This is a genomic window from Allorhizobium sp. nf9_anc (genome assembly GCF_056323085.1).
The window spans coordinates 1915297-1938314 of record NZ_CM150481.1 but is presented as its reverse complement, the minus strand read 5'-3'; the positions used below and the strand labels follow the sequence as shown (position 1 = coordinate 1938314).

The following is a 23018-nucleotide window of genomic DNA, read 5'->3' as shown; positions in this document are numbered from 1 at the left end:
CACCGATATGGTCTCCCCATGACAGCACAATCCCGTCCCGCCAAAGCCATGATCCTCGGATGCCTCGGCCAGCGCTTGAGCGCTGATGAGAAGGCATTTTATCGCGATGAGCAGCCATGGGGGTTCATCCTCTTTGGCCGCAATATCGGCGAGGCGGAACAGGTCAAGGATCTGGTCGCGGAAATGCGCGAGACTGTGGGCGGCGGTGCCGAAGTTCCGGTCCTGATCGATCAGGAAGGCGGGCGCGTGCAGCGCATCCGTGAACCGATCGCGCCGCGTTATCCCTCCGGCGCTGATCTGGGCGCACTTTATGATCGGGACGTGGAAAAGGGGCTGCGCGCCGCGTGGCTGATGTCACGCCTGCACGCCTTCGATCTTTATCGCCTTGGCATCAATGTCGACTGCCTGCCGGTGCTCGACGTGCCGATCGAGGGGGCGTCGAATGTGATCGGCAACCGCGCCTATTCGAACGATCCGTATGTGGTCGCGAAGATGGGGCAGGCAGCAGCCGATGGTCTGAAGGCCGGCGGCGTGCTGCCCGTCATGAAGCACATGCCGGGCCATGGTCGTGGCATGGCCGACAGCCACCACGAATTGCCCGTTGTGACCGTTCCGCGCGCCGAACTCGAGGCGCATGACTTCGTGCCCTTCAAGGCGCTGGCGCAGGAGCTGATGGGCATGAGCTGCCATGTCGTGTATACCGACATCGACCCAGATCGTCCGGCCTCGACCTCGCGCATCGTCACCGAGGAGATCGTGCGCAAGGCGATCGGCTTCGAGGGACTGCTCATGTCTGACGATATCTCGATGAATGCGCTGGAAGGCACGATCGGCGAACGCGCGGTTCGGATTGCCGCGACACTCGACGTCGTCCTGCATTGCCATGGCCATATGGACGAGATGAAGGCCGTCGCTGCTGCCGTCTCAGAACTCTCCGGTCGCGCACGTGAGCGGGCGGATGCCGTCGAGGCTGCATTTTTCGGCCCGGATGCTTCCGACGAGCAGGCACTTCGCGACGAATTTGCCAACCTGATGGCGGTGGCCTGATGGTACGTGGCCCCGTCCAGCCGACGATCGTCAACCGGCCCTCGCAAGGGGAAACGCCGGCGCCGACGCCGATGGACAGCCTGTGGCAGGACACCGCCGAAGACAGGGCCGCGAGTGATCCGGCGCTGTTGATCGACGTCGCCGGCTTCGAAGGGCCACTCGATCTGCTGCTTTTTCTCGCGCGCAACCAGAAGGTCGATCTCGCCCGCATTTCCGTGCTGGCGCTCGCCGAACAATATCTTCTGTTCATCGACAGCGCCCGACGCATCCGCATCGAACTCGCGGCCGACTATCTCGTCATGGCCGCGTGGCTCGCCTATCTGAAGTCGCGCCTGCTGATCCCGCAGCAGGCCAAGGACGATGGTCCCTCCGGTGAGGAGATGGCGCAGACGCTCGCTTTCCGCCTGAAGCGGCTGGAAGCCATGCGCGAAGCGGCGACCCGGCTCATCAACCGCAACCGTCTCGGTCGCGATGTGCATCCTCGTGGCATGCCGGAGCACGTGCCTTCGCGTGCCAACAGCGCCTACGAGGGCTCGCTCTACGATCTGCTCACTGCATATGCGCTAATTCGTCAGCGCCAGGCGGTCATGCAGGTGACGATAGAGAGGCGAAGGGTCTGGTCGCTGTCGGATGCGCGCAGCATCCTGACCCGGATGATCGGCGAGATCTCCGACTGGACCGCGCTCGACCATTTCCTTCTGCGATACCTGCCAAGCCCTGAGGATCGGGTGACGGCGATCGCGAGTTCCTTTGCGGCCTCCCTCGAACTGGTCCGCGAAGGCCGCCTCGAAATCCGCCAGGACGGCGCCTTCCAGCCGATCTACATGCGCAGCGGCCCCAAGGCCGAAGCTTTGAAATCGGTGGAGTGAGGCTGATATGGTCGATGTCGATGATCTCGAGCCGGAAGACGGTGTGGACGCAGAGGATGGCGGTCACTCCGCATCCTTGCGTGCCGAACTCGACCGGCGCGAGGCGCTGCGGATTGCCGAAGCCCTGGTCTTTGCCTCGGCTCAGCCGGTCTCGACCTCCTTCATCGAAGAGCGTCTGCCGCGCGGCATTATTGCTACTGAGGTCTTGCACCAGTTGAAGGAAGAGTATGCCGGACGGGGCGTGAACCTCGTGCAGGTCGACGACCATTGGGCCTTCCGCACGGCAGCCGACCTCTCCTTTGCGATCCGCAATGATGAGGCCGAGGTCAAGAAGCTCTCGCGCGCCGCCCTCGAGGTTCTGGCGATCATTGCCTATCACCAGCCGGTGACGCGCGCCGAGATCGAGGATATCAGAGGCGTACAGACCTCCAAGGGTACGCTCGACGTGCTGATGGAGGCGGGCTGGGTCCGGTTTCGCGGGCGCCGCCGTTCGCCGGGCCGCCCGGTGACATTAGGCACGACCAGGGATTTCCTCGACCATTTCGGGCTGGAAGAGCTGCGCGATCTGCCCGGTCTCGAAGAGTTGAAGGGGGCAGGGCTGCTCTCGGGCCGGATCCCGGCAAACTTCAACATTCCCCTTCCGATGGGCCATGACGATCTGACCGACGAGGAAGATCCGATTACTCAGCTCGATCTCGAAGAGCTCGGCCTCTTGACTCCGGGCGGTGAAGCAGAGGAATAGGGTCAGCTTTTTCAACGGTGACCGGTGATGCCGGGCTCGTTTGCGGTGCAGAGATCCGCGACGATCCGGCCTGATCCGCGCGGACGGCAGAATGAACCCAGCGAAGACCCAGCATGGAGACGGCCAGCGCACGGCGGGCGTGACCTTTGCCGCGCGTCTGACGTTTGAGGACATCCACCACCGCTATCACGGCAAGGATACGATCCGCGGCCTGTCACTGACGGCGGAACCGGGTGAGGTGCTCTGTCTGCTCGGGCCCTCCGGTTCCGGCAAGACGACACTGCTCAGGATCGCCGCCGGTATTGAGGCCCAGGCGTCCGGGCGTGTGGTGATCAATGATCGCGAAGTCGCTGGACCCCAGACCTTCCTGCCGCCGGAAAAGCGCGGCATCGGCCTGATGTTCCAGGACTTCGCCCTGTTTCCCCATATGTGCGTGCTCGACAATGTGCGTTTCGGCCTGACGGCGCTCCCCCGCAAGGATGCGGTGGCAGAGGCCATGGCCGCCCTGGAGCGCGTTGGTCTTGCCCACTACGCGGACAAATTCCCGCATGCACTTTCGGGCGGCGAGCAGCAGCGCGTGGCACTCGCGCGAGCGCTTGCACCGCGCCCCAGCGTGCTTTTGATGGACGAGCCATTCTCCGGCCTCGACTCGCGTCTCAAGGACACGGTGCGGGCTGACACGCTCGCAATTCTTCGTGAAACCCGCGCGACCGCTGTCGTTGTGACCCACGACGCCGAAGAGGCCATGCGCATGGCCGACCGCATCGCGCTCCTGCGAAATGGGCGCCTGGTGCAGGTCGGAACCTCGGACGATCTCTACCGTCGCCCGAAGGATATCTTCGCTGCCGCTTTCTTCTCCGAAATCAATGAATTCTCGGGCCGCGTTCGTGGTGGACGGGTCGAGACGCCACTGGGAGCGGCCGATTCCGGCGGGATCGCCGAGGGCGCGGAGGTCGAGGTGGCCGTTCGCCTCTCCGGCGTCTCGGTGCGCGAAAGCGGTGGCAACATTCCCGCCCGCATCATTGCCCGCCGTTTCCTCGGCGTGGTCGAATTGCTCGATCTTGCCGTCCCCGGCACGGAGCGCCCCGTTCGCGCCCGCATCAGGGCCGATATCTTGTCGCCGGGTGTGCGTGACGTCACGATTGCGGTTGAGCCCAAAGACATTTTGGTGTTTGAAAAGACACCGCAAAGCCCCTACATCGGGGAAACGCAAATCTAAGGAGTGGCAGGCATGGGTTCGTTTAGCATTTGGCACTGGATCATCGTTCTGGCGATTGTCCTGCTTCTCTTCGGTCGCGGCAAGATCCCGGAACTGATGGGTGACGTTGCCAAGGGCATCAAGAGCTTCAAGAAGGGCATCAGCGAAGAGGACGAGAGCGAAAAGCAGACCGCCTCCAACGCACAGCCCACCGTGACGAAGACGGTCGACCACAAGGCCGACGAGGTAAAGTGATCGGCTTTCGCCGATTGGACGGGCGGCTCTTCGGGCTGCCCGTTCTTCGTTGAAATCTTGGAAGACCGGCGCCCGTCTTGAGGCGCCATGGCGTGGCATCAGGAGCCCGTTTGCATGCTGGATATAGGCTGGACCGAGCTGTTGGTGATTGCGGTCATCCTGATCGTCGTGGTGGGCCCCAAGGATCTGCCGCCGATGATCCGGGCCTTCGGCAAGATGACGAAACGCCTTCGCCAGACGGCGGGCGAGTTCCGCGCCCAGTTCGATGAGGCGCTGCGCGAGGCCGAACTCGACGACCTGAAGAACTCGGTCAACGATATCCGTTCGCTCAATCCCGCCAACACGATCCGCGAAACGCTCAATCCGCTCCGCCAGATGGGGCAAGAGATCAAGTCGGATCTGGAGCGCTCCACGCGCCCCAACGGCAAGCCGGCTCCGCTTGACGATGGCTATGAGGAGAACTCGATTCTCCCCGATGTGCCTCTTGGCCTCGGTGAGCCACCGGAAGAATTGAAGCCTTTGGCTCAGCAGCCGGTCGCGCCGGCAGCGCCCATTCCGGCAGCTGCTCCAGCAGCCGCATCCGTAATGCCAACCGCGCTTGCCACCTCCGCCCCCGCTGCCATCTCGCCGGCTGTGGTCGAGACGAAACCGGTGAAGCGCAAGCTCGCAGCCAACACCGCTGCCAAGGCCGATGCTCCGGTGAAGGCATCTGCGAAACCAGTGAAACCGGCGCCTGTGGCTGCCGCCGCGCCGGTCGTCGTCCCACCGAAAAAATCGAAGCCTGCTGTGGCGAAGACGGCAGCCGCCAAGCCGGCCCCGGCCGAGACGGCAGTTGCAAAACCGGCGCCCAAGGCACGCAAGCCCAAGAGTGAGGACCGCGCATGAGCGGCGATATGGACGACAAGCCCCAGCCGTTGATCGAGCATCTGATCGAACTGCGTTCGCGCCTGATGTGGGCGCTCGGCGCCTTCTTCGTCGCCTTCCTTGTCTGCTTCTATTTCGCCAAGCAGCTCTTCAACCTGCTGGTCGTCCCTTACAAATGGGCCGTATCCTGGGCCGGTCTCGACGTCGCGAAGACCGAGCTGATCTATACCGCGCCGCAGGAATTCTTCTTCACCCAGGTGAAGGTCGCGGCATTCTGCGCCATGGTCATCGCTTTTCCGGTGATCGCCTCGCAGGTCTATAAGTTCGTTGCCCCCGGTCTTTACAAGAACGAGCGCGCAGCCTTCCTGCCGTTCCTGGTCGCCTCGCCGATCCTCTTCCTGCTCGGCGCTTCGCTGGTCTATTTCATCTTTACGCCGATGGTGATGTGGTTCTTCCTCGCCATGCAGCAGGCGCCTGAAGAGGGCGGCGTTGCGATCTCGCTTTTGCCGCGCGTCTCGGAATATCTGGGGCTGATCATGACCCTGATCTTCTCCTTCGGCCTCGTCTTCCAGCTGCCGGTCGTGACCAGCCTGCTGGTGCGTGTCGGCATTCTGGAAAGCCAGTGGCTGGCCGACAAGCGCAAGTATTTCATCGTCGTTGCCTTCGTCATTGCCGCCATCGTGACGCCGCCGGATCCGCTCTCCCAGATCGGTCTTGCACTGCCGACCATCCTTCTCTACGAGGTTGCGATCTATGCGGCGCGACTCATTGAGAAGAAGCGCGCTGCCACGGAACTCGCCGAGGCCGGCTCTGCGGAGCAAGCCTGAGGCGATCCGGGCAGTCCTGCCGCAGCCAACCCATTGAGACATGGGGCCGGACATGGCCGCCGGCCACTCCGTTCCCGGTCGCAGCTGAAGACCTGGAACGACGATGCTCGATATCAAGTGGATCCGTGAAAACCCCGAAGCCCTGGATGCAGCGCTTGCCAAGCGCGGTGCCGAGCCGCTGTCTGCCTCGCTGATCGCGCTCGACCAGAAGCGCCGGTCTGTTGCCCAGGCGATGCAGGACATGCAGTCGCGCCGCAACTCGGCCTCCAAGGAAATCGGCGCCGCCATGGCGCAGAAGAACATGGAGCTGGCCGAGAAGCTGAAGGCGGAAGTCGCCTCGCTGAAGGACACGCTGCCGGCGGCCGAAGAGGAAGAGCGCCAGCTCACAGCTGAGCTCAACGACGCCCTGTCGCGCATCCCGAACATTCCGCATGACGACGTGCCCGTGGGCAAGGACGAGCACGACAACGTGGTTGCTCGCGTTGTTGGCGAAAAGCCGCCCTGGAACCACAAGCCGCTCGAGCACTACGAGATTGGCGAGAACCTCGGCTACATGGATTTCGAGCGCGCCGCGAAACTCTCTGGCGCCCGCTTCACGGTCTTGACGAGCCAGCTCGCGCGGCTTGAGCGCGCGCTCGGCCAGTTCATGCTCGACCTGCACACGAGCGAACACGGCTATACCGAAGTGTCCTCGCCGCTGATGGTGCGCGACGATGCCATGTATGGCACCGGCCAGCTGCCGAAATTCGCCGAAGACCTGTTCAAGACGACCGACGGCCGCTGGCTGATCCCGACGGCGGAAGTCACCCTGACTAACCTCGTTTCGGGCGAAATCCTCGACCAGGAAAAGCTGCCGCTGCGCTTTACAGCACTCACCCCGTCCTTCCGCTCGGAGGCAGGTTCCGCCGGTCGCGACACGCGCGGCATGCTGCGCCAGCACCAGTTCTGGAAGTGCGAGCTCGTCTCGATCACCGATGCCGAAAGCTCGATGGCCGAGCATGAGCGCATGACGGCCTGCGCCGAAGAAGTGCTGAAGCGTCTTGGCCTGCATTTCCGCACCATGACGCTCTGCACGGGTGACATGGGCTTTGGCGCGCGCAAGACCTACGACCTCGAAGTCTGGTTGCCGGGTCAGAACACCTATCGCGAAATCTCGTCCTGCTCGGTCTGCGGCGATTTCCAGGGGCGTCGCATGAATGCCCGCTACCGCAACAAGGACGGCAAGGGCACGACCTTCGTGCACACGCTGAACGGTTCGGGTACGGCTGTCGGCCGCTGCCTGATCGCGGTCATGGAAAACTACCTGAACGAGGACGGTTCGATCACCGTGCCGGCCGTGCTTCTGCCCTACATGGGCGGTATCAAGAGAATCGAGAAGGCGGCCTGATCACGCCGCGACCGGAGTGACCATGCGCATCCTGCTGACGAATGACGACGGTATCCACGCTCCGGGCCTCGGCGCCCTGGAGCGGATCGCCCGCAGCCTCTCCGATGATGTCTGGATCTTGGCGCCCGAGACCGACCAGAGCGGCCTTGCGCATTCGTTGACGCTTTCCGAGCCCTTGCGCCTGCGGGAACTCGGAGATCAGAAGTTTGCGCTGCGCGGCACTCCGACCGATTGCGTCATCATGGCGATCCGTAAGGTGCTGGACCGCAAGCCGGACCTGGTCCTGTCGGGCGTCAATGCCGGCGCAAACCTCGCTGACGACGTCACCTATTCGGGAACGGTTGCCGGCGCGATCGAAGGCACGGTTCACGGCATCCGCTCCTTTGCGTTGAGCCAGGCCTATAGCTACGAGGCCGGTGCGCCGATCCCGTGGCATGTTGCCGAGGCGCTGGCGCCCGACCTTCTGAAGAAGCTGTCGACCGTGGATCTGCCACCCGGCACCTTCCTCAACCTCAACTTCCCGAATTGTGAACCGGAAGAGGTTCAGGGCATCGACGTCACGTCGCAGGGGAAGCTGGACTTCGGCCTTTCGGTCGAGGAGCGCCAGGACGGGCGCGGGCTTCCCTATTTCTGGCTCCGCTTCGGCGACCGTAAGGGCAATTTCCGTGCTGGCACCGACATCCACGCCCTGCGCGAGAAGAAGATTTCGGTGACGCCGCTGAAGCTCGACATGACGGATTACGCGGTGCAGGATCTGGTCGCCCAGGCGCTCGCTGCGGGAGACGACGCGTGAGATCAGCTCTTGTCGAGCGCGAAGGTTTTGCCGCACTCGTTCTCAGGCTGCGGGCGGAAGGCATCACCAATCTAGACCTATTGACGGCTGTCGAGCAGACGCCGCGCTCGGTTTTTGTCCCGCCGGAATTTGCCCAGAGCGCCTATTCGAGCCGCTCGATCCCGATCGACTGCGGTCAGTTCATGGAAGGCGCTGATCTCGCGGTTCGGCTTCTGGCCCAGCTGCAGGTGAAGCCCGGTCACCGCGTCCTCGAGGTCGGCACGGGCAGCGGCTTCGTCACGGCCATTCTGGGGCGCCTTGCGGAGCGGGTGATCTCCATCGAACGCTACAAGACGCTGATCGCCAGTGCGCAGCGCCGCTTGGAGCAGCTGTCGATCCGCAATGTGATCCTGCGCCAGCTGGATGGTCTGAATGGACTGCCGGGCGAGGGCACCTTCGACCGCATTGTCTCGACCGCAGCCTACCCCGTCATGCCGCGCTTCTACGCCGAGCAGCTCGTCTCCGGCGGCATGCTGCTCGTGCCACTGATGGTGGAAGAAGAGCGCTGCATCATGGTCCGGCTGACAAAGACGGGCAGCCGTTTCGAACGTGAAGACCTGTTCGAAGTGCCCTTCCTGCCTCTGCAGCCGAAGATTGCCCAGCACCTCTAAGGTCGATGTTTAACATCTGTCGAGTGTGACCGAAGGCCCTGCGGACAAGCCGGTTTTCTGCATCATTTATATGCGCATGGTCGAATTCGTTCACAATGAATCCACGGGGTTAACTGACCGGTAATACTAACGCGCTTTAATGATCCCACATCAAGTTGAGTCATATGTGGGTCGAGTCATGCGTAAAAGTGTATCGCCGAAAGCTGGATTGCCCGTCGCTCGTTTGTGCGGTGCGCTGCTCCTGGCCGGTACTGCAGCCGGTTGCAGTTCGGATGCCTCGCGGTTCAGCTCGGTCTTCTCTACGGACAGTCTGACGACTGCGTCCATTCCCCGTCAGTCCGCTGTGCGTGGCCAGCCGCCCGTACCCGCCGAGAATATCGGCAATGGGGGTGGGATGTATGGTCAGAACCAGGCAATGGCGCAGCCGATGCCGGCAGCGCCTGCCTATGAGCAGCCGGTCTCAGCGCGTGCAGCAAGCACGCCAGCCTCCGTCCAGCGTTCCGAGCTTGCCGCACCTTCGGGCATGGCCCAGGCGCCGGTATCCAACAACAATTCCGAACGCGCTGCCGCGCTCTCACAGCCTTTCCCGTCTGCACCCCAGCAGGGCGAGCAGATGGCATCCGCCAATCCAAGCCAGGTTCTTGCCGAGCCGACCACGACAGGCTCCACGCCGAAGCAGGGCGGTTGGTCGACGACCGGTGCTGCCCGCGTGACGCTGCGTCCCGGCGAATCCATCGCGACGCTCGCCGATCGTTACGGCGTGCCGCAGACGGAACTGCTCAAGGCCAATGGCCTGACCCATGCATCGGATGCGGCACCCGGCCAGCTGGTCATCATCCCGACCTTTGGTGGTCCGAATTCCGCCCGTGCCGCTGCAAACGCCTCCGGTCTGCCGACCGACGGCCGCAAGCCGGTCCTGCCGGGTGATCAGCAGCAGAACGTTGCCGTTCTGCCGAGCGCACCGAATTCGCGTGAAAAGCAGCAGGTCGCCGCTTCGGCCGCAACCGGCAAGTCGACCGCGGGCGCTGGCGAAGGGGCTGGTTCCTACGTCGTGAAGCCCGGCGATTCGCTCGCTCGCATTGCCAAGGCGAACGGTGTTTCCGTCGATGATCTGAAGAAGGCGAACGGTCTGACGACCGGCAATATCCGCATTGGCCAGGCACTCGCTGTTCCCGCAAAGGGCGCAACGGTTGCCAAGGCGCCTGCTGCGGCCGCTGACCCGGTTCAGACCGCATCGGTTCCGGCCGCCAGCCAGCCGGCTGAATACAAGGCGCCTGCCGCCAACAAGTCGGTAACGGAAGTTGCCGCCGCTAAGCCGGAATCGGCAGCACCCGAAATGACGGGTATCGGCAAGTATCGCTGGCCGGCACGCGGTGCAGTCATCGCCAACTTCGGCGCCAATATCGACGGCAAGCGCAGCGATGGCATCGCGATCTCGGTCCCGCAGGGCACGCCGATCAAGGCCGCTGAAAACGGCGTCGTCATCTATGCCGGCAACGGCCTCAAGGAACTCGGTAACACGGTTCTCGTCCGCCACGATGACGGCAAGGTCACCGTATACGGCCATGCCGACAGCCTGTCCGTCCAGCGCGGCCAGAAGGTCCAGCGCGGCCAGACGATCGCCACCTCCGGCATGACCGGCAACGTCAAGCGCCCGATGCTGCACTTCGAAGTCCGCAAGGACGCAGCACCGGTCAACCCCATCACTTTCCTGGAATAGAGTATTGCGTACCAGGTAAGTGAAAAGGCCCGGAACTCGCGTTCCGGGCCTTTCTCAATTCTCGGCTGTGAGGTCTTAGGCGCGGTCGGTGGAGATCCGCAGCCGCCCGGCGAGATCCTGGATATATTGCCAGGCGACACGCCCGGACCGGCCGCCGCGGGTCGTTGCCCATTCGAGCGCCTCGTGGTGCAACTGTTCGCGCGGCAGCGGCAATTCGAAATGCGCGGCATAGCCGTCGATCATCGTCAGATAGTCGTCCTGGCTGCATTTGTGGAAGCCGAGCCACAGCCCGAAGCGATCGGACAGCGACACCTTTTCCTCCACAGCCTCCGACGGATTGATCGCAGTCGACTGCTCGTTCTCCATCATGTGGCGGGGCAGGAGATGGCGTCGGTTGGATGTTGCATAGAAGAGGACATTGTCAGGCCGGCCTTCAACGCCTCCGTCGAGGGCTGCCTTGAGTGACTTGTAGGCCGTGTCGTCATGGTCGAACGACAGGTCGTCGCAGAAAACGACGATCCGGTGCGGGGCATCCTTGATGATGTCGAGCAAAGAGGGGAGGGTGGAGATGTCTTCCCGATGCACCTCGACCAATTTGAGCGTGATGCCATTGGTCTTGACGATGTCGGCATGCACGGCCTTGACCAGCGAGGACTTGCCCATGCCGCGCGCACCCCAGAGCAGCACGTTGTTGGCGGGGAAACCCTCGGCAAAACGCAGCGTGTTTTCGTGCAGGATGTCGCGCACGTGATCGACGCCGCAGATAAGCCCGAGTTCCACACGGTTGGGACGCTTGACGGGCTGCAGATGCAGACGGGCCGGAGACCAGACGAAACAGTCGGCTGCCTGCCAGTCATTGATGGCGGGTGGCGGGCCTGCAAGCCGCTCCACCGCATCGGAGAGCCGTTTTACTTCAGCCAGAAGTGCTGCCACGGTCTGATCGGCCATCGTCATCCTCCTCGTCATCTGCTTCGGCTTAGAAAGCCTGATGCCGGGCCGTATCACGCAGAATTGCGGGCATAAAGGGTAGGGGTCTCGAAAATGGTACGCTCGCTTGCTGTTTCTGTTGCATTCACGGGCTCTCTCACTATATTCCGGCGACCTGACGAGGGGGCCGCGCGGCTCTAACAGAACGCATCAAGAGGGAGTCTTTCATGTTTATCACGCAGGCCTTTGCCCAGGACGGCGCCGCCGCTTCGAGCGCTATGGGGTCCGGACTGGAGATGCTGCTGCTCTTCGCACCGCTGATGGTGGTCTGGTACTTCTTCCTGATCCGTCCGCAGCGCACGCAGATGAAGAAGCGTGAGGAAACGCTCTCCTCCATCCGTCGTGGCGACCAGGTGATCATGGGCGGCGGCATTGTTGCCAAGGTGACCAAGGTGATTGACGACAAGGAACTCGAACTGGAAATCGCCGACGGCGTGAAGGTTCGTGCGATGCGCCAGTATGTGGCGGAAGTCCGCGTCAAGGGCGAACCGGTCAAGACCGAAACCGCTGCCTGATCCCGCTGGGCCGGCCTCGAGCCGGCCTTTGCCATTTTCCGATGCCTTAATCCGAGAGTTCCATGCTTTACATTTCCCGCTGGAAGACATTGTTCATCTGGTTGACCGTCGCGCTCGGCGTCCTTGTCGCGTTGCCCAATGCCTTCACGGACGAGGAACTGGAAGCATTTCCCTCGTGGTTCCCCACACATAAGGTGACGCTCGGCCTCGACCTCCAGGGCGGCTCGCACATCATGCTGAAGATGGAGCGCCAGGACATCGTCAAGGAGCGTCTTGAGACGATCGTTGGCGACGTGCGCACGCAGTTGCGTGAAGCCGGTGTCCGCTACACGGGCCTTTCCGGCGTCGGCCAGCAGATCCAGGTGCGCATCACCGATGCCGACAAGATCCCCGCTGCCATCGAGGCTTTGCGCACATTGACCGATCCGGTCAGCGTCGGCGGCCTGACCGGCGGCACCGTGAACGAAGTCACGATCGAGCAGGGTGATGATGGCTTGCTGCGTCTCGCTTTGACCGATGAAGGCATCGATTATCGCGTCACTTCGGCGCTCACCCAGTCCATGGAAGTCGTGCGCCGCCGCGTCGACGAGCTCGGCACCACCGAGCCGCTCATCCAGCGCCAGGGCGACGACCGCATCATCGTGCAGGTTCCGGGTCTCACCGATCCGCAGCGCCTCAAGGCCCTGCTGAACCAGACGGCGAAACTGTCCTTCCACATGGTCGACACGACCATGCCGGTGACCGAGGCAATCAACAATCGCCCGCCCGCGCAGTCGGAAGTTCTCTATTCGACCGACGACCCGGCCGTTCCCTATCTGATCGAACGCCGTGCACTGATCTCGGGTGAAAACCTCGTCGATGCGCAGGCCTCCTTCGACCAGCGCACCAATGAGCCGGTCGTCAGCTTCCGCTTCGACAGCCGTGGCGCCCAGCGCTTCGCCCAGGCGACGCAGGAGAATGTCGGCAAGCCTTTCGCCATCGTTCTCGACCAGCAGGTCATCTCGGCGCCCGTCATCCGCGAGCCGATCATCGGCGGTTCCGGCCAGATTTCCGGCAACTTCTCGGTTGAAGGCGCAAACGACCTCGCCGTTCTCTTGCGTGCGGGTGCCTTGCCGGCAACCCTGACCGTGGTCGAAGAGCGCACCGTCGGTCCTGGCCTCGGCCAGGATTCGATCAATGCCGGCGTCACCGCCAGCATCATCGGCGGCATTGCCGTCGTCGTCTTCATGGTCGCGCTTTACGGCACCTTCGGCGTGATGGCGAATATCGCGCTTGCCGCGAACATTGCGATGATCCTGGCCGCGCTGTCGCTGATCGGCTCGACGCTCACCTTGCCCGGTATCGCAGGTATCGTGCTCACCATGGGTATGGCGGTCGACTCGAACGTTCTGATCTATGAGCGTATCCGAGAGGAGGCCCGAAACGGCAGACCTCTCATTCAGTCGATCGACATCGGCTTCAAGAAGGCCTTCGCGACCATCGTCGATGCCAACCTGACGACCTTGATCGCTGCCGTTGTTCTGTTCTTCCTCGGATCCGGTCCGGTCCGCGGCTTTGCCGTGACGCTGTCGATCGGTATCGTCACGACCGTCTTCACCGCCTTCACGCTGACCTTCTGGCTGATGGCCTTCTGGTATCGCTGGAAGCGTCCGAAGCACATGCCGAAGAGCGTGCGCACCGGCTTCTTCGACAACCGCAACATCCGCTTCATGGCGGCGCGCAAGTTCAACTTCGGCCTCGCCATGGTGATTTCCGTGGCCTCGCTGATCGGCTTTGCGACCGTCGGCATGAACCTCGGCATCGACTTCAAGGGCGGCTCGATCATCGAGGTCCAGGCCCGCGATGGAACGGCCGATCTTTCCGACATCCGCGATCGCCTCAGCCAGTTGAACCTCGGAGAAGTTCAGGCGCAGGGCTTCGGGGATGAGTCCAGTGCCTTGATCCGTCTGCAGGCGCAGGATGGCGGCGAGAATGCCGAACAGTCGGCGCTGACCAAGGTGCGTGGCGAGCTGGAAGCCGAATACGACTTCCGCCGCGTCGAAGTTGTTGGTCCGTCGGTCTCCAGTGACCTGACCTATTCCGCAACGATCGGTGTCGCCGCGGCCCTGCTCGGCATCCTGATCTACATCTGGTTCCGCTTCGAGTGGCAGTTCGCCCTCGGCGCCATCATCGCGACGCTGCACGACGTGATCTTCACGCTCGGCCTCTTCGTGGTGACCGGCATCGAGTTCAACCTGACCAGTATCGCGGCCATCCTGACCATTATCGGTTACTCACTGAACGACACCGTCGTCGTCTATGACCGAATGCGCGAAAACTTGAGGCGCTACAAGAAGATGCCGCTCGAGGTGCTGATCGACGAATCGATCAACCAGACGCTGTCGCGTACGGTTCTGACCGCCGGTAGTACGATCCTCGCTCTCGGCGCGCTGTATCTCTTCGGCGGTGAAGTCATCGCATCCTTCACCTTTGCCATGCTGGCAGGCGTTCTGATCGGTACCTTCTCGTCGATCTACATCGCCGGCCCGATCCTGATTGCCTTCAAGCTGCGTCCGGAAAACTTCCAGCGGGACGAGTCCGAAGGCGAAAAGGTGCCGGCAAAGGCAGGGGCCTGAGACGATGGTCTTCGGCTTCGGAGACAAGGGCATCACCATCCGTGATGCCCATTTTCCCGGTCGGCCCGGTATCGATTCCTATGGCAATGGCGGCTTTCGCTTTGCCGACATGTCGCATCGCGGTTCGCTTCTTCTGCTGCCCTCCGGCGTCTATGGCTGGGAGCAGACGGAAGACGATCCCCTGACTGAAGCCTCGCTGGAGCGCGTCTTTGCCGAAACGGGGATCGAGTTCCTGATCCTCGGAACAGGACGTCAGCTGCGCCTTGTCGATCCCAATCTTCGGGCGGCACTGAAGGCAAAGGGGATCGCCACCGACCCGATGGGAACCGGTGCTGCAATCCGCACGTATAACATCATGCTGGCTGAGCAGCGTCCGGTCGCGGCCGCGTTGATCGCAGTCTGAACCGTCCCTCGAAAGGTGCATCGTGAGCGAGACCCCGTCGGCCAATGAGGCTCTTTGCCTGCAGGCCCTGCAAGAGACGGATCGCGACCGCTATCTCGCGAGCCTTCTGACGCCGGCCGATCGGCGGGCCGCCATCGTCGCCCTCTACGCCTACAATGCAGAACTCGCCCGCGTTCGCGACGTGGTGCGCGAGCCTCTGCCCGGCGAGGTGCGTCTGCAGTACTGGCGCGATCTGCTCGAAGGCTCAGCCCATGGCGAGACGGCGGCCAATCCTGTCGCCGCTGAACTGCTGCGCGCGGTTGATGCCAGGCGGCTTCCCGTGGCACCGCTCGTTGCGATGGCCGATGCGCGCATTTTTGATCTCTATGACGACCCGATGGAAACGACCGCCATGTTCGAAGGCTATGCCGGAGAGACGGCGGCGGCCCTCATTCAGCTTGCAGCCCTGGTGCTCGATACCGAGGCTGCCGAAGGAGTGGCGGAGATCGCAGGGCATGCAGGCGTGGCTCTGGCAGTGGCGGGCGCGATCCTGCTGATGCCGATCCACCGGGCACGGGGGCAGGTCTATCTGCCAACCCAGATCCTGGCTTCCGTCGGTCTAGATCGGGAGACGTTTCTTGCTCCAGCCGCCGATGAACGGATGGGGGCGGCCATCCAGGCTTTCGCCGGATTCGGCCTCGACCATCTGCGCAAGGCCCGTGCCGCCGGTCGCATTCCCAAGAGCCTGCTGTCGGCATTTCTGCCTGTGACGCTCGCCGAGCCGATTCTCAAACGGGCGATGAGCATGGGAGCGGCCTGCCTCGTGTCGGATATCCGGCCGCCCCAGTGGCGCCGGCAGCTCGCCATGATGCGTCTGCTGCTGACCGGGCGTCTCTGACGCCTTCCCATCATCGCGGCGGCAGTGTTGCGGGCGCCACGTTCGCGCAAGGCTCGCCTGCTAGCAGGCATTGCGATAGAATGAGGGAAGAAGGAGGCGAGAGCGGATCATGGTGACTTGGGGTATCGTCTTTGCGCTCATCCTGGCGCTCGCCTATTTCTCCTCGCGCATGGTGCGCCAGGAGGACGAGGGTTTCCAGGATGCAGGCCTTGCGATCATGGAGTTTGGTCGCGCCTTTCCCCAGGAGGCAATCCGCAGTCTTCACGCCACGGCAGACGGCAAGGCCGTCTTCGTTCGCCTGCATGACAACAAGGCGGGCTTCATGCGCAGCATGCGCAACCACTTCGCCTGCCATCTGATCGAACCGGGCACTGTCCGTGTGCGGCCTTTGCCGAATGGTAAGGGCATTGCCGTCGAGTTTCTTGATGCGCCCTTCCACAATGGCGAGTTCACCTTCGCGAATGCCGCCGTGGTGGCGGAGGTCTCACTCTGGCTGCTCGGCAACTATGTGGGTCACGCAGACCGGGAGCCGGATGCGGCATCCGGCACGACCGGCTGAGGCTGCCGTCAGGCAGTACCCAGCCAGGTCTTGCAGTGTTCGAGCGCGCGCGCCGCAATCAGCTGACGCTTCATGATCGTTTTGTCCTTGCCACGGAAGCGCTTGACGCCCTCCGGCTTGACAATCGAGCCGGGTTCCAGCTCCGGGAATAGCCCGAAATTGATGTTCATCGGCTGGAAGGACCGCTTGCCCGGCTCCTCGTCGGAGACGATATGGCCGCCGGTGATATGGTTGAGCAGTGCGCCGAGTGCCGTTGTCGCCGGGGGTAAGCTGATCGTTTCTCCCTTGCGCTGAGCAGCAGCAAAGCGGCCGGCGAGCAGGCCGATTGAGGCGCTTTCCACGTAACCCTCGCAACCGGTGATCTGGCCGGCAAAGCGCAGGCCGGGACGGGCCTTCAACTGCAGGCTCTGGTCGAGCAGGGTCGGTGAGTGGATATAAGTGTTGCGGTGCAAGCCGCCGAGGCGGGCGAACTCGGCATTTTCCAGCCCCGGGATCATCCGGAAGATCTCGGCCTGGGCGCCGTATTTCAGCTTCGTCTGGAAACCGACCATGTTGTAGAGCGTGCCGAGCGCATTATCCTGGCGAAGTTGTACGACGGCGTAAGCCTTGACGGTCGGGTTATGGGCATTGGTGAGGCCCATCGGCTTCATCGGCCCGTGGCGCAGCGTCTCGCGACCGCGCTCGGCCATAACCTCGATCGGCAGGCAGCCATCGAAATAGGGCGTGCCTTCCCACTCCTTGAAGCCGACGGCATCACCCTCGATCAGCGCGTCGATGAAGGCGTTGTACTGGGTCTCGTCGAGCGGGCAGTTGATATAGTCCTTGCCCGTGCCGCCAGGGCCGACCTTGTCGTAGCGCGACTGGTACCAGCAGATATCCATGTTGATGCTGTCGGTATGCACGATCGGTGCAATCGCATCGAAGAAGGCAAGCGCATCCTTGCCAGTCCGCTCGCGGATGGCCTCGGCCAGGGCCGGCGAGGTGAGAGGACCCGTCGCGATAATGGCGAGATCCCAATCCTCGGGCGGCAGGCCGGTCACTTCCTCGCGGACCACTGATATCAGCGGATGCTGATGCAGGGCGGCGGTCACGGCTTCTGAAAAGCCATCACGGTCAACGGCGAGCGCGCCACCCGCCGGCACCTGATGCTTGTCGGCACAGGCCATGATCAGCGAACCGGCGAGCCGCATCTCGGCATGGATGACGCCGACGGCATTCGATGTCGCATCGTCAGAGCGGAAGGAGTTGGAGCAGACCAGTTCGGCAAGGCCATCGGTCTTGTGCGCATCCGTGCCGCGCACGCCGCGCATTTCGTGCAGGATGACCGGGACACCGGCCTCTGCTGCCTGCCAGGCGGCCTCCGAGCCTGCAAGGCCACCGCCGATGATGTGAATGGGGGAGAAGGAGCTGTTTGTCATGGGCGGCTCCATATCACGCCTCGCGGCGCGAGGTCCATCGGGTGGCAGGCTTCCGACGACGCCTGTCGATCACATTCGAGAGGCTGGAATCAAAAACGGCACCAGGCGGTGCCGTCTGACAGACTGCTTGGCGCAGGATCCGATTAACGGAAGGAGCGCGAAGCGATGTTGCGGATTTCGTAGCGGGTGATGCCGATGTCGTTCAGGGTCTGGCTGGAAAGGTTGCCCAGTTCGGCCATCGTGCGACGGTAGCTCATCCAGTTCTTGGCAATGCGGATCGGGTTCATGGTGGTTTCCTCGGTGAAGCTTGGTGGCTGATCTTGCGGTCGTTCCCGCATCAGCGATTGACGTTCTTATACGCCTGTAAAACAAGATTGTGCAGTGCAAATAATATGCGACTGCTATGCGTTTGTGCATGGGGTTGCCGCCATAAGCAGCAGTCTCGATAGGCTGGTGAAAAACGCGCCATGAGTTAATGGGTGTTTACGAACGCAGAAAAGCCCGCAATCGCGGGCTTTTCGGGTGTCTTCAGTCTGTGTTTTTAGGCAGTCAGACAGGCTTGATGAGAATATGCTTCTTCTTGCCCAGCGAAAGCTTGATCACGCCATCGGCGGTGACCTCTGCAGTGCCGACAGACATGCGCTCATCGGAGACGCCGGCGTCATTGATCTTGACGGCTCCACCCTGGACATGACGACGAGCTTCGCCGTTCGAGGCGGCAAGACCTGCCTTGACGATCAGTCCCAGCAGGCCAATGCCGGCTTCCAGCTCGCTGGCCGCGACTTCGACGGTCGGCAGCGTATCGGCAAGCGCCCCTTCCTCGAAGGTCTTGCGCGCCGTTTCGGCAGCCTGTTCAGCAGCGTCGCGACCATGCAGCAGCGTCGTCACTTCGGTCGCGAGGATCTTCTTGGCCTCGTTGATCTCCGAGCCACCAAGTGCCGCGAGACGCGCAATCTCGTCCATCGGCAGGATGGTGAAGAGCTTGAGGAAGCGCACCACGTCCGCATCCTCGGTGTTGCGCCAGTACTGCCAGAATTCATAGACCGGCAACAGGTCGGCGTTCAGCCAGACGGCGCCCGAGGCCGACTTGCCCATCTTGGCGCCGGAGGAGGTGGTCAGCAACGGAGCCGTCAGCGCATAAAGCTGCGGCGTGCCCATGCGGTGGCCGAGGTCGATGCCGTTGATGATGTTGCCCCACTGGTCGGAACCGCCCATCTGCAACCGGCAGCCATAGCGCTGGTTCAACTCGACGAAGTCATAGGCCTGGAGGATCATGTAGTTGAATTCCAGGAAGGACAGCGACTGCTCGCGATCAAGGCGCGTCTTGACGCTGTCGAAGGAGAGCATGCGGTTGACCGAGAAATGCCGGCCGACATCGCGCAGGAACTCGAGGTAGTTCAGCGGGCGAAGCCATTCGGCATTGTTGATCATCAGGGCGCCGCCCTTCGGGCCCTGGTTGTAGTCGAGGTAGTGCGAGAAGCAGCGCTTGATCGAGGCAATGTTCTCCTCGATCGTCTCGATGGTCATCAGCTTGCGCGCCTCCTCCTTGAAGGAGGGATCGCCCACCATGCCGGTGCCGCCGCCCATCAGCGAGATCGGCTGGTGGCCGGTCTGCTGGAACCAGCGCAGCATCATGATCTGCATCAGATGACCGACATGCAAGCTGGATGCCGTCGGGTCATAGCCGATATAGGCCGTCACGCTTTCCTTGGCGAGCAGGTCGTCGAGCCCCGTTTCATCGGACATCTGATGAATGAAGCCGCGCTCGGAGAGGATGCGGAGGAAATCGGACTTGAACTTCGTCATGACGCTGTTGCTTTCGGTTTCTCTGGTCTTTCGGTGGCACACTTTAAAATCCGCGCGGGCTTTAGCATTGTTTTTTGAATTGTGCACCCGTCTCGGTCATGAATGTCCGGAAACACAGGCGTTCGAATCGGGTGGCATATGGCGGAAATGAAGACGGCGATCGGCCTGATGAGCGGTACGTCGATGGATGGCATCGACGTGGCGCTGGTTCGCACCGATGGCGGGGCAGTCGTTGAGCGCGGCGGTTTTCTGTCCGTTCCCTACGAGCCGGCTTTCCGAGACCGGCTCAAGCAGGCATTGGAAGACGCGAAGGACATTAAGCAACGCGACGAACGGCCGGGGGAACTCTCCCGTATGGAGAGGGACCTGACTCTACGTCATGCAGAAGCGGTCGGTCTCTTCCTGCAGCAAGAGAAGCTCAAGCGTGAGGACATCGACCTCATTGGCTTTCACGGCCAGACGGTGTTGCACAGGCCGGATGAGGCCCTGACCGTGCAACTCGGCGACGGGCCGCTGCTGGCAGCCGAAACCGGCATCGACGTCGTCTATGACATGCGCGCCAATGACATGCTGCATGGCGGGCAGGGCGCCCCGCTGGTGCCGGTCTATCACCAGGCACTGGCGCATCAGATCCCGGTGGATCAATGGCCGGTCTGTTTCGTCAATATCGGTGGCATCTCGAACCTCACCTTTCTCGATCGCGACGGCACGATCGTCGGCTTCGACAGCGGACCGGGCAACACGTTGATCGATCAATGGGTGGAGGCCCATGCCGGCATTCCCTATGACGACGGCGGCCGCATCGCCTCCGAAGGTTCGGTCATCATGGGGCTCGCCGAACGCTATCTGGACAATCCCTTCTTCACGGCAAGCAAGCGCCGCTCGCTGGACCGCAACGATTTTCGTCCGCCTGAAGGCCACGAGGCAGAGCTTTCGGACGGCGCCCGCACGCTCGCTTTTGTCTCGGCGGCGGCTATCCTGAAGTCGGCCGGCCATCTCCCCAGCTCTCCGAAGACCTATGTGATCTGCGGCGGGGGGCGCCTGAATCGAACGATCATGGGCGATCTTGTCAGCCTTGCTGGTGAACGGGGTGCAAGGGTGGTGACCGCCGAGCAGGCTGGATTCGATGGTGATGCCATGGAGGCGGAGGCCTGGGCCTATCTGGCCGTGCGCTCGGCGAGCGGGCTTCCGCTGACCTTTCCGGGAACGACGGGTGTTCGGCAGCCGGTGAGCGGCGGTGTGTGTGCGACAGCCGCGCAGCAGCCGTGAGATTTACTTGACCGGCTCCGCAGCCAGGCCTTGCCGGGCAAAAGCGAGCCCGTCCCGCAATCCCACTTCATAGGCATGGCGGATTCCGGCAGCGTCGCCGACGGAGAACTTGCCGACCGGGATGTCTTCGCTCGGGCCCACCACCACGCGATTGGGGGCAGAGGGCGGCTTCCGGCCAAATCGGGTGGTCAGAAGCAGTGTCTTCCAGCCCTTCGCCTCGACTTCCGTGAGCTTCATCAGTGGCGGATTGTCGACGAGGCCGCCATCGAGATATGCGCGTCCCCTGACACGCCCGACCGGCATGAAGGGCGGCACGGAAGAGGTCGCCATCAGCGCATCGACCAGTTCGCCGGGATAGTCGCAATTATGCGTCGAGATCCAGGTGGGGCGCAATTTCATCCGCAGACCAGCCTTGGAATGGGTGCCATCGGTCAGAAGTTTCTCGATCTGATAGGCGCCGATCGACCCCAGTGCCCCGAGCGCACCGGGCATCCAGTCCGGTAGGCCGGAGAGCTGGATCAACATCGGCGGCGCCGCCTTGAGCGCGGCGAGTTCTTGTTCGCCGAACGCATCTGCGAGCAGTTGCCGGAAGAGGGCGCCGACCACGAGCGGCGATTCCCGCCGCCTAAGCGCCCGCCAGTCAACACCGCGATGGCGCTGTTCGGCAAAGGCGAAGGCGGAGGCTCGCACCCGGTCGCCAACGCCGGCAAGATGCATCGCGCCGTGATAGGCGCTGGCCGAAACGGCGACATAGAAGCGCGGATTGAGCGTCTGATGTTCGCTGAAGGCTTTCAGGAAGCCGCTTTGCCAGTAGCAGCGGTTACCGCCACCCGCGAGGCCGACGGCGTCAAAGTTCGGATGTGAGGTCATTCAAAATCGCAGTCTGAAATCGAAGAGAGTGTTTAATCACGCTGAAGAAGTTCGAGAGCTTCCGCTTCTCTTCCCTTGCCGCGCGCTGCCATTTCCTCGAACAGCCGGTAGGCCTCATGTTGCTTGACCATTTCCGCCGCCATCTCTGAGACCAAGCGTTCAGGAGAGACACCCTTCTCAGCTGCAATCAGATCCACCTTTTCGTGAACCTCTGAACTCAGCTCAACGGTTAAAGCGTTCATCTTCAAGCCTCCGAACGGTCGCTGCGGGTGTCTCGATCTTGATATGCGGGAACCTGAGCTCCGCCTTTTCGAAATCTCGGATGTTCGATGTAACGAGTATATGCGCGTTGGCGGAGATTGCCAATTCGAGCAGGTGATTGTCGGCTTCATCGACGAGATTTGGTCGCCACTTGAAATGCGCGGTGCGCCAGTGGCAGCGAGAAACAAAGATCTCCAGCAGCGCTAGCCGTTCTTTGGCGGACATTCGTCCGTTTGCAAAGGGCTCTGTTCTGGAGAGTACGTCTCGGTATTCGAGGAGAAGTGGACCGGAAAGAAAAGGGACGAGACGCCCGTCCAGGCAAGCCTCGATAACCTTCGAGGCTGGGCCGCGGCCGATACAAGCGCTGACCAGCACATTTGTATCGGCCACGATCCGGATCATGTTACCGGATCCGCTTGGCAGCCGGTTCGGGAACCAGTTCGCCCTCAAGGCGACGGTCGAGATAGTCTTCGCACTCGGCCATCAGCGTTTCCACCTGGCCGTTGAAGAAGTGGTTGGCGCCCGGCACCGTCTTGTGGGTGATCAGGATGCCCTTCTGGGTCTTCAGCTTGTCGACGAGGCCGATGACGTCCTTCTCGGGAGCCACCTTGTCGCTGTCACCGTTGATGATCAGGCCGGATGACGGGCAGGGGGCGAGGAAGGAGAAGTCGTAGATGTTCGGCTGCGGCGCGATCGACATGAAGCCTTCGATCTCCGGGCGACGCATCAGGAGCTGCATGCCGATCCAGGAGCCGAAGGAGTAGCCGGCAACCCAGCAGCTCTTCGAATCCGGATGCAGGCTCTGCACCCAGTCGAGGGCAGATGCTGCATCCGACAATTCGCCGGCGCCATGGTCGAATTCGCCCTGGCTGCGGCCGATGCCGCGGAAGTTGAAGCGAAGCGTGGTGAAGCCGCGCTTCTGGAACATGTAGAACAGCTGGTAGACGATCTGGTTGTTCATCGTCCCGCCGAATTGCGGATGCGGATGAAGGATGATCGCGATCGGTGCGCTCTTTTCCTTGGAGGGTTGATAACGGCCTTCGAGACGACCCGCGGGGCCGTTGAAAATCACTTCGGGCATTAGGT

General features: G+C 62.3%; 25 protein-coding genes. 17 read left to right on the top strand and 8 right to left on the bottom strand.

Annotated features, from left to right (window positions below; translation table 11 throughout):
- Window positions 1-18: 18 nt before the first annotated feature.
- The 11 genes from nagZ to AC02Y0_RS09230 all read left to right on the top strand — a co-directional run bounded on the left by nagZ (window position 19) and on the right by AC02Y0_RS09230 (window position 10352).
- Window positions 19-1047: a beta-N-acetylhexosaminidase gene (gene nagZ / locus AC02Y0_RS09280; RefSeq protein ID WP_476383602.1), complete on the top strand. Its 1029-nt coding sequence runs from the start codon at window positions 19-21 to the stop codon at window positions 1045-1047.
- Entirely contained in the window at window positions 1047-1916 is an 870-nt protein-coding gene (locus AC02Y0_RS09275; RefSeq protein ID WP_476383601.1) for a segregation and condensation protein A, read from the top strand. Before nagZ ends, AC02Y0_RS09275 begins: the two co-directional genes overlap by 1 nt.
- A 7-nt stretch (window positions 1917-1923) precedes the next feature.
- The gene (gene scpB, locus AC02Y0_RS09270) at window positions 1924-2658 is read left to right on the top strand and encodes an SMC-Scp complex subunit ScpB (RefSeq protein ID WP_476383600.1); all 735 of its coding nucleotides are present in this window, start codon (window positions 1924-1926) and stop codon (window positions 2656-2658) included.
- A 91-nt stretch (window positions 2659-2749) separates the two neighbouring features.
- Window positions 2750-3877: an ABC transporter ATP-binding protein gene (locus AC02Y0_RS09265; RefSeq protein ID WP_476383599.1), complete on the top strand. Its 1128-nt coding sequence runs from the start codon at window positions 2750-2752 to the stop codon at window positions 3875-3877.
- A gap of 12 nt (window positions 3878-3889) precedes the next feature.
- The gene (locus AC02Y0_RS09260) at window positions 3890-4111 is read left to right on the top strand and encodes a twin-arginine translocase TatA/TatE family subunit (RefSeq protein ID WP_054150147.1); all 222 of its coding nucleotides are present in this window, start codon (window positions 3890-3892) and stop codon (window positions 4109-4111) included.
- A gap of 114 nt (window positions 4112-4225) precedes the next feature.
- Window positions 4226-4996 (top strand): Sec-independent protein translocase protein TatB, encoded by a 771-nt coding sequence (gene tatB, locus AC02Y0_RS09255; RefSeq protein WP_476383598.1) that lies wholly within the window; start codon window positions 4226-4228, stop codon window positions 4994-4996.
- Window positions 4993-5802 carry a twin-arginine translocase subunit TatC gene (tatC, locus tag AC02Y0_RS09250; RefSeq protein WP_476383597.1) on the top strand — a complete coding sequence of 270 codons (810 nt, stop codon included), beginning with the start codon at window positions 4993-4995 and terminating at the stop codon, window positions 5800-5802. Before tatB ends, tatC begins: the two co-directional genes overlap by 4 nt.
- A 103-nt stretch (window positions 5803-5905) precedes the next feature.
- Window positions 5906-7189 (top strand): serine--tRNA ligase, encoded by a 1284-nt coding sequence (gene serS, locus AC02Y0_RS09245; RefSeq protein ID WP_476383596.1) that lies wholly within the window; start codon window positions 5906-5908, stop codon window positions 7187-7189.
- Between the two features lie 22 nt (window positions 7190-7211).
- Window positions 7212-7982 carry a 5'/3'-nucleotidase SurE gene (gene surE / locus AC02Y0_RS09240; RefSeq protein WP_476383595.1) on the top strand — a complete coding sequence of 257 codons (771 nt, stop codon included), beginning with the start codon at window positions 7212-7214 and terminating at the stop codon, window positions 7980-7982.
- Complete coding sequence (locus AC02Y0_RS09235; RefSeq protein WP_102019872.1) at window positions 7979-8632, top strand: protein-L-isoaspartate(D-aspartate) O-methyltransferase; 654 nt, start codon at window positions 7979-7981, stop codon at window positions 8630-8632. The genes surE and AC02Y0_RS09235 overlap by 4 nt, the downstream gene beginning before the upstream one ends.
- A 178-nt stretch (window positions 8633-8810) precedes the next feature.
- A complete protein-coding gene (locus tag AC02Y0_RS09230; protein WP_476383594.1) occupies window positions 8811-10352 on the top strand; it encodes a peptidoglycan DD-metalloendopeptidase family protein in 1542 nt (513 codons plus the stop codon).
- 75 nt (window positions 10353-10427) lie between these two features.
- On the opposite strand, the gene AC02Y0_RS09225 is transcribed toward AC02Y0_RS09230, so the two are convergent.
- Entirely contained in the window at window positions 10428-11300 is an 873-nt protein-coding gene (locus AC02Y0_RS09225) for an ATP-binding protein (RefSeq protein WP_476383593.1), read from the bottom strand.
- 206 nt (window positions 11301-11506) lie between these two features.
- Here AC02Y0_RS09225 and yajC point away from each other — a divergent pair, with 206 nt between their 5' ends.
- The 5 genes from yajC to AC02Y0_RS09200 all read left to right on the top strand — a co-directional run bounded on the left by yajC (window position 11507) and on the right by AC02Y0_RS09200 (window position 16308).
- Window positions 11507-11854 carry a preprotein translocase subunit YajC gene (gene yajC / locus AC02Y0_RS09220; RefSeq protein WP_476383592.1) on the top strand — a complete coding sequence of 116 codons (348 nt, stop codon included), beginning with the start codon at window positions 11507-11509 and terminating at the stop codon, window positions 11852-11854.
- A gap of 62 nt (window positions 11855-11916) precedes the next feature.
- Window positions 11917-14469, top strand: coding sequence for a protein translocase subunit SecDF (gene secDF / locus AC02Y0_RS09215; RefSeq protein WP_102019876.1), 2553 nt, complete (start codon window positions 11917-11919; stop codon window positions 14467-14469).
- 4 nt (window positions 14470-14473) lie between these two features.
- Complete coding sequence (locus AC02Y0_RS09210) at window positions 14474-14872, top strand: Mth938-like domain-containing protein (protein WP_444557274.1); 399 nt, start codon at window positions 14474-14476, stop codon at window positions 14870-14872.
- A 22-nt stretch (window positions 14873-14894) separates the two neighbouring features.
- Window positions 14895-15749 carry a phytoene/squalene synthase family protein gene (locus AC02Y0_RS09205; protein WP_476383591.1) on the top strand — a complete coding sequence of 285 codons (855 nt, stop codon included), beginning with the start codon at window positions 14895-14897 and terminating at the stop codon, window positions 15747-15749.
- Window positions 15750-15858: 109 nt separating this feature from the next.
- Window positions 15859-16308, top strand: a complete 450-nt coding sequence (locus AC02Y0_RS09200; RefSeq protein ID WP_476383590.1) for a hypothetical protein — start codon at window positions 15859-15861, stop codon at window positions 16306-16308.
- 8 nt (window positions 16309-16316) lie between these two features.
- Here AC02Y0_RS09200 and trmFO read toward each other — a convergent pair whose 3' ends face one another.
- The 3 genes from trmFO to tyrS all read right to left on the bottom strand — a co-directional run bounded on the left by trmFO (window position 16317) and on the right by tyrS (window position 19532).
- Window positions 16317-17726 carry a methylenetetrahydrofolate--tRNA-(uracil(54)-C(5))-methyltransferase (FADH(2)-oxidizing) TrmFO gene (gene trmFO / locus AC02Y0_RS09195; protein WP_476383589.1) on the bottom strand — a complete coding sequence of 470 codons (1410 nt, stop codon included), beginning with the start codon at window positions 17724-17726 and terminating at the stop codon, window positions 16317-16319.
- A gap of 143 nt (window positions 17727-17869) precedes the next feature.
- A complete protein-coding gene (locus tag AC02Y0_RS09190; protein ID WP_082511209.1) occupies window positions 17870-18013 on the bottom strand; it encodes a DUF1127 domain-containing protein in 144 nt (47 codons plus the stop codon).
- Window positions 18014-18275: 262 nt separating this feature from the next.
- Entirely contained in the window at window positions 18276-19532 is a 1257-nt protein-coding gene (gene tyrS / locus AC02Y0_RS09185) for a tyrosine--tRNA ligase (protein ID WP_476383588.1), read from the bottom strand.
- Between the two features lie 138 nt (window positions 19533-19670).
- Between tyrS and AC02Y0_RS09180 the strand changes: the two genes are divergently transcribed.
- A complete protein-coding gene (locus AC02Y0_RS09180) occupies window positions 19671-20801 on the top strand; it encodes an anhydro-N-acetylmuramic acid kinase (RefSeq protein WP_476383587.1) in 1131 nt (376 codons plus the stop codon).
- 3 nt (window positions 20802-20804) lie between these two features.
- Here AC02Y0_RS09180 and AC02Y0_RS09175 read toward each other — a convergent pair whose 3' ends face one another.
- From AC02Y0_RS09175 to AC02Y0_RS09160, 4 genes are read right to left on the bottom strand one after another with little or no spacing between them, the layout of a single operon-like run.
- Window positions 20805-21671, bottom strand: a complete 867-nt coding sequence (locus tag AC02Y0_RS09175) for a patatin-like phospholipase family protein (RefSeq protein ID WP_476383586.1) — start codon at window positions 21669-21671, stop codon at window positions 20805-20807.
- A gap of 32 nt (window positions 21672-21703) precedes the next feature.
- Complete coding sequence (locus AC02Y0_RS09170) at window positions 21704-21913, bottom strand: hypothetical protein (protein WP_476383585.1); 210 nt, start codon at window positions 21911-21913, stop codon at window positions 21704-21706.
- Window positions 21894-22334 carry a putative toxin-antitoxin system toxin component, PIN family gene (locus tag AC02Y0_RS09165; RefSeq protein ID WP_476383584.1) on the bottom strand — a complete coding sequence of 147 codons (441 nt, stop codon included), beginning with the start codon at window positions 22332-22334 and terminating at the stop codon, window positions 21894-21896. The genes AC02Y0_RS09170 and AC02Y0_RS09165 overlap by 20 nt, the downstream gene beginning before the upstream one ends.
- A gap of 1 nt (window position 22335) precedes the next feature.
- Window positions 22336-23013, bottom strand: a complete 678-nt coding sequence (locus AC02Y0_RS09160; protein ID WP_102019886.1) for an alpha/beta hydrolase — start codon at window positions 23011-23013, stop codon at window positions 22336-22338.
- Between the last annotated feature and the right edge of the window lie 5 nt (window positions 23014-23018).

Coding starts and splice junctions, on each gene's coding strand:
- nagZ (WP_476383602.1), top strand. CDS start 19: ATGACAGCACAATCCCGTCCCGCCAAAGCCATGATCCTCGGATGCCTC.
- AC02Y0_RS09275 (WP_476383601.1), top strand. CDS start 1,047: ATGGTACGTGGCCCCGTCCAGCCGACGATCGTCAACCGGCCCTCGCAA.
- scpB (WP_476383600.1), top strand. CDS start 1,924: ATGGTCGATGTCGATGATCTCGAGCCGGAAGACGGTGTGGACGCAGAG.
- AC02Y0_RS09265 (WP_476383599.1), top strand. CDS start 2,750: ATGAACCCAGCGAAGACCCAGCATGGAGACGGCCAGCGCACGGCGGGC.
- AC02Y0_RS09260 (WP_054150147.1), top strand. CDS start 3,890: ATGGGTTCGTTTAGCATTTGGCACTGGATCATCGTTCTGGCGATTGTC.
- tatB (WP_476383598.1), top strand. CDS start 4,226: ATGCTGGATATAGGCTGGACCGAGCTGTTGGTGATTGCGGTCATCCTG.
- tatC (WP_476383597.1), top strand. CDS start 4,993: ATGAGCGGCGATATGGACGACAAGCCCCAGCCGTTGATCGAGCATCTG.
- serS (WP_476383596.1), top strand. CDS start 5,906: ATGCTCGATATCAAGTGGATCCGTGAAAACCCCGAAGCCCTGGATGCA.
- surE (WP_476383595.1), top strand. CDS start 7,212: ATGCGCATCCTGCTGACGAATGACGACGGTATCCACGCTCCGGGCCTC.
- AC02Y0_RS09230 (WP_476383594.1), top strand. CDS start 8,811: ATGCGTAAAAGTGTATCGCCGAAAGCTGGATTGCCCGTCGCTCGTTTG.
- AC02Y0_RS09225 (WP_476383593.1), bottom strand. CDS start 11,300: ATGGCCGATCAGACCGTGGCAGCACTTCTGGCTGAAGTAAAACGGCTC.
- yajC (WP_476383592.1), top strand. CDS start 11,507: ATGTTTATCACGCAGGCCTTTGCCCAGGACGGCGCCGCCGCTTCGAGC.
- secDF (WP_102019876.1), top strand. CDS start 11,917: ATGCTTTACATTTCCCGCTGGAAGACATTGTTCATCTGGTTGACCGTC.
- AC02Y0_RS09210 (WP_444557274.1), top strand. CDS start 14,474: ATGGTCTTCGGCTTCGGAGACAAGGGCATCACCATCCGTGATGCCCAT.
- AC02Y0_RS09200 (WP_476383590.1), top strand. CDS start 15,859: ATGGTGACTTGGGGTATCGTCTTTGCGCTCATCCTGGCGCTCGCCTAT.
- trmFO (WP_476383589.1), bottom strand. CDS start 17,726: ATGACAAACAGCTCCTTCTCCCCCATTCACATCATCGGCGGTGGCCTT.
- AC02Y0_RS09190 (WP_082511209.1), bottom strand. CDS start 18,013: ATGAACCCGATCCGCATTGCCAAGAACTGGATGAGCTACCGTCGCACG.
- tyrS (WP_476383588.1), bottom strand. CDS start 19,532: ATGACGAAGTTCAAGTCCGATTTCCTCCGCATCCTCTCCGAGCGCGGC.
- AC02Y0_RS09180 (WP_476383587.1), top strand. CDS start 19,671: ATGGCGGAAATGAAGACGGCGATCGGCCTGATGAGCGGTACGTCGATG.
- AC02Y0_RS09175 (WP_476383586.1), bottom strand. CDS start 21,671: ATGACCTCACATCCGAACTTTGACGCCGTCGGCCTCGCGGGTGGCGGT.
- AC02Y0_RS09170 (WP_476383585.1), bottom strand. CDS start 21,913: ATGAACGCTTTAACCGTTGAGCTGAGTTCAGAGGTTCACGAAAAGGTG.
- AC02Y0_RS09165 (WP_476383584.1), bottom strand. CDS start 22,334: ATGATCCGGATCGTGGCCGATACAAATGTGCTGGTCAGCGCTTGTATC.
- AC02Y0_RS09160 (WP_102019886.1), bottom strand. CDS start 23,013: ATGCCCGAAGTGATTTTCAACGGCCCCGCGGGTCGTCTCGAAGGCCGT.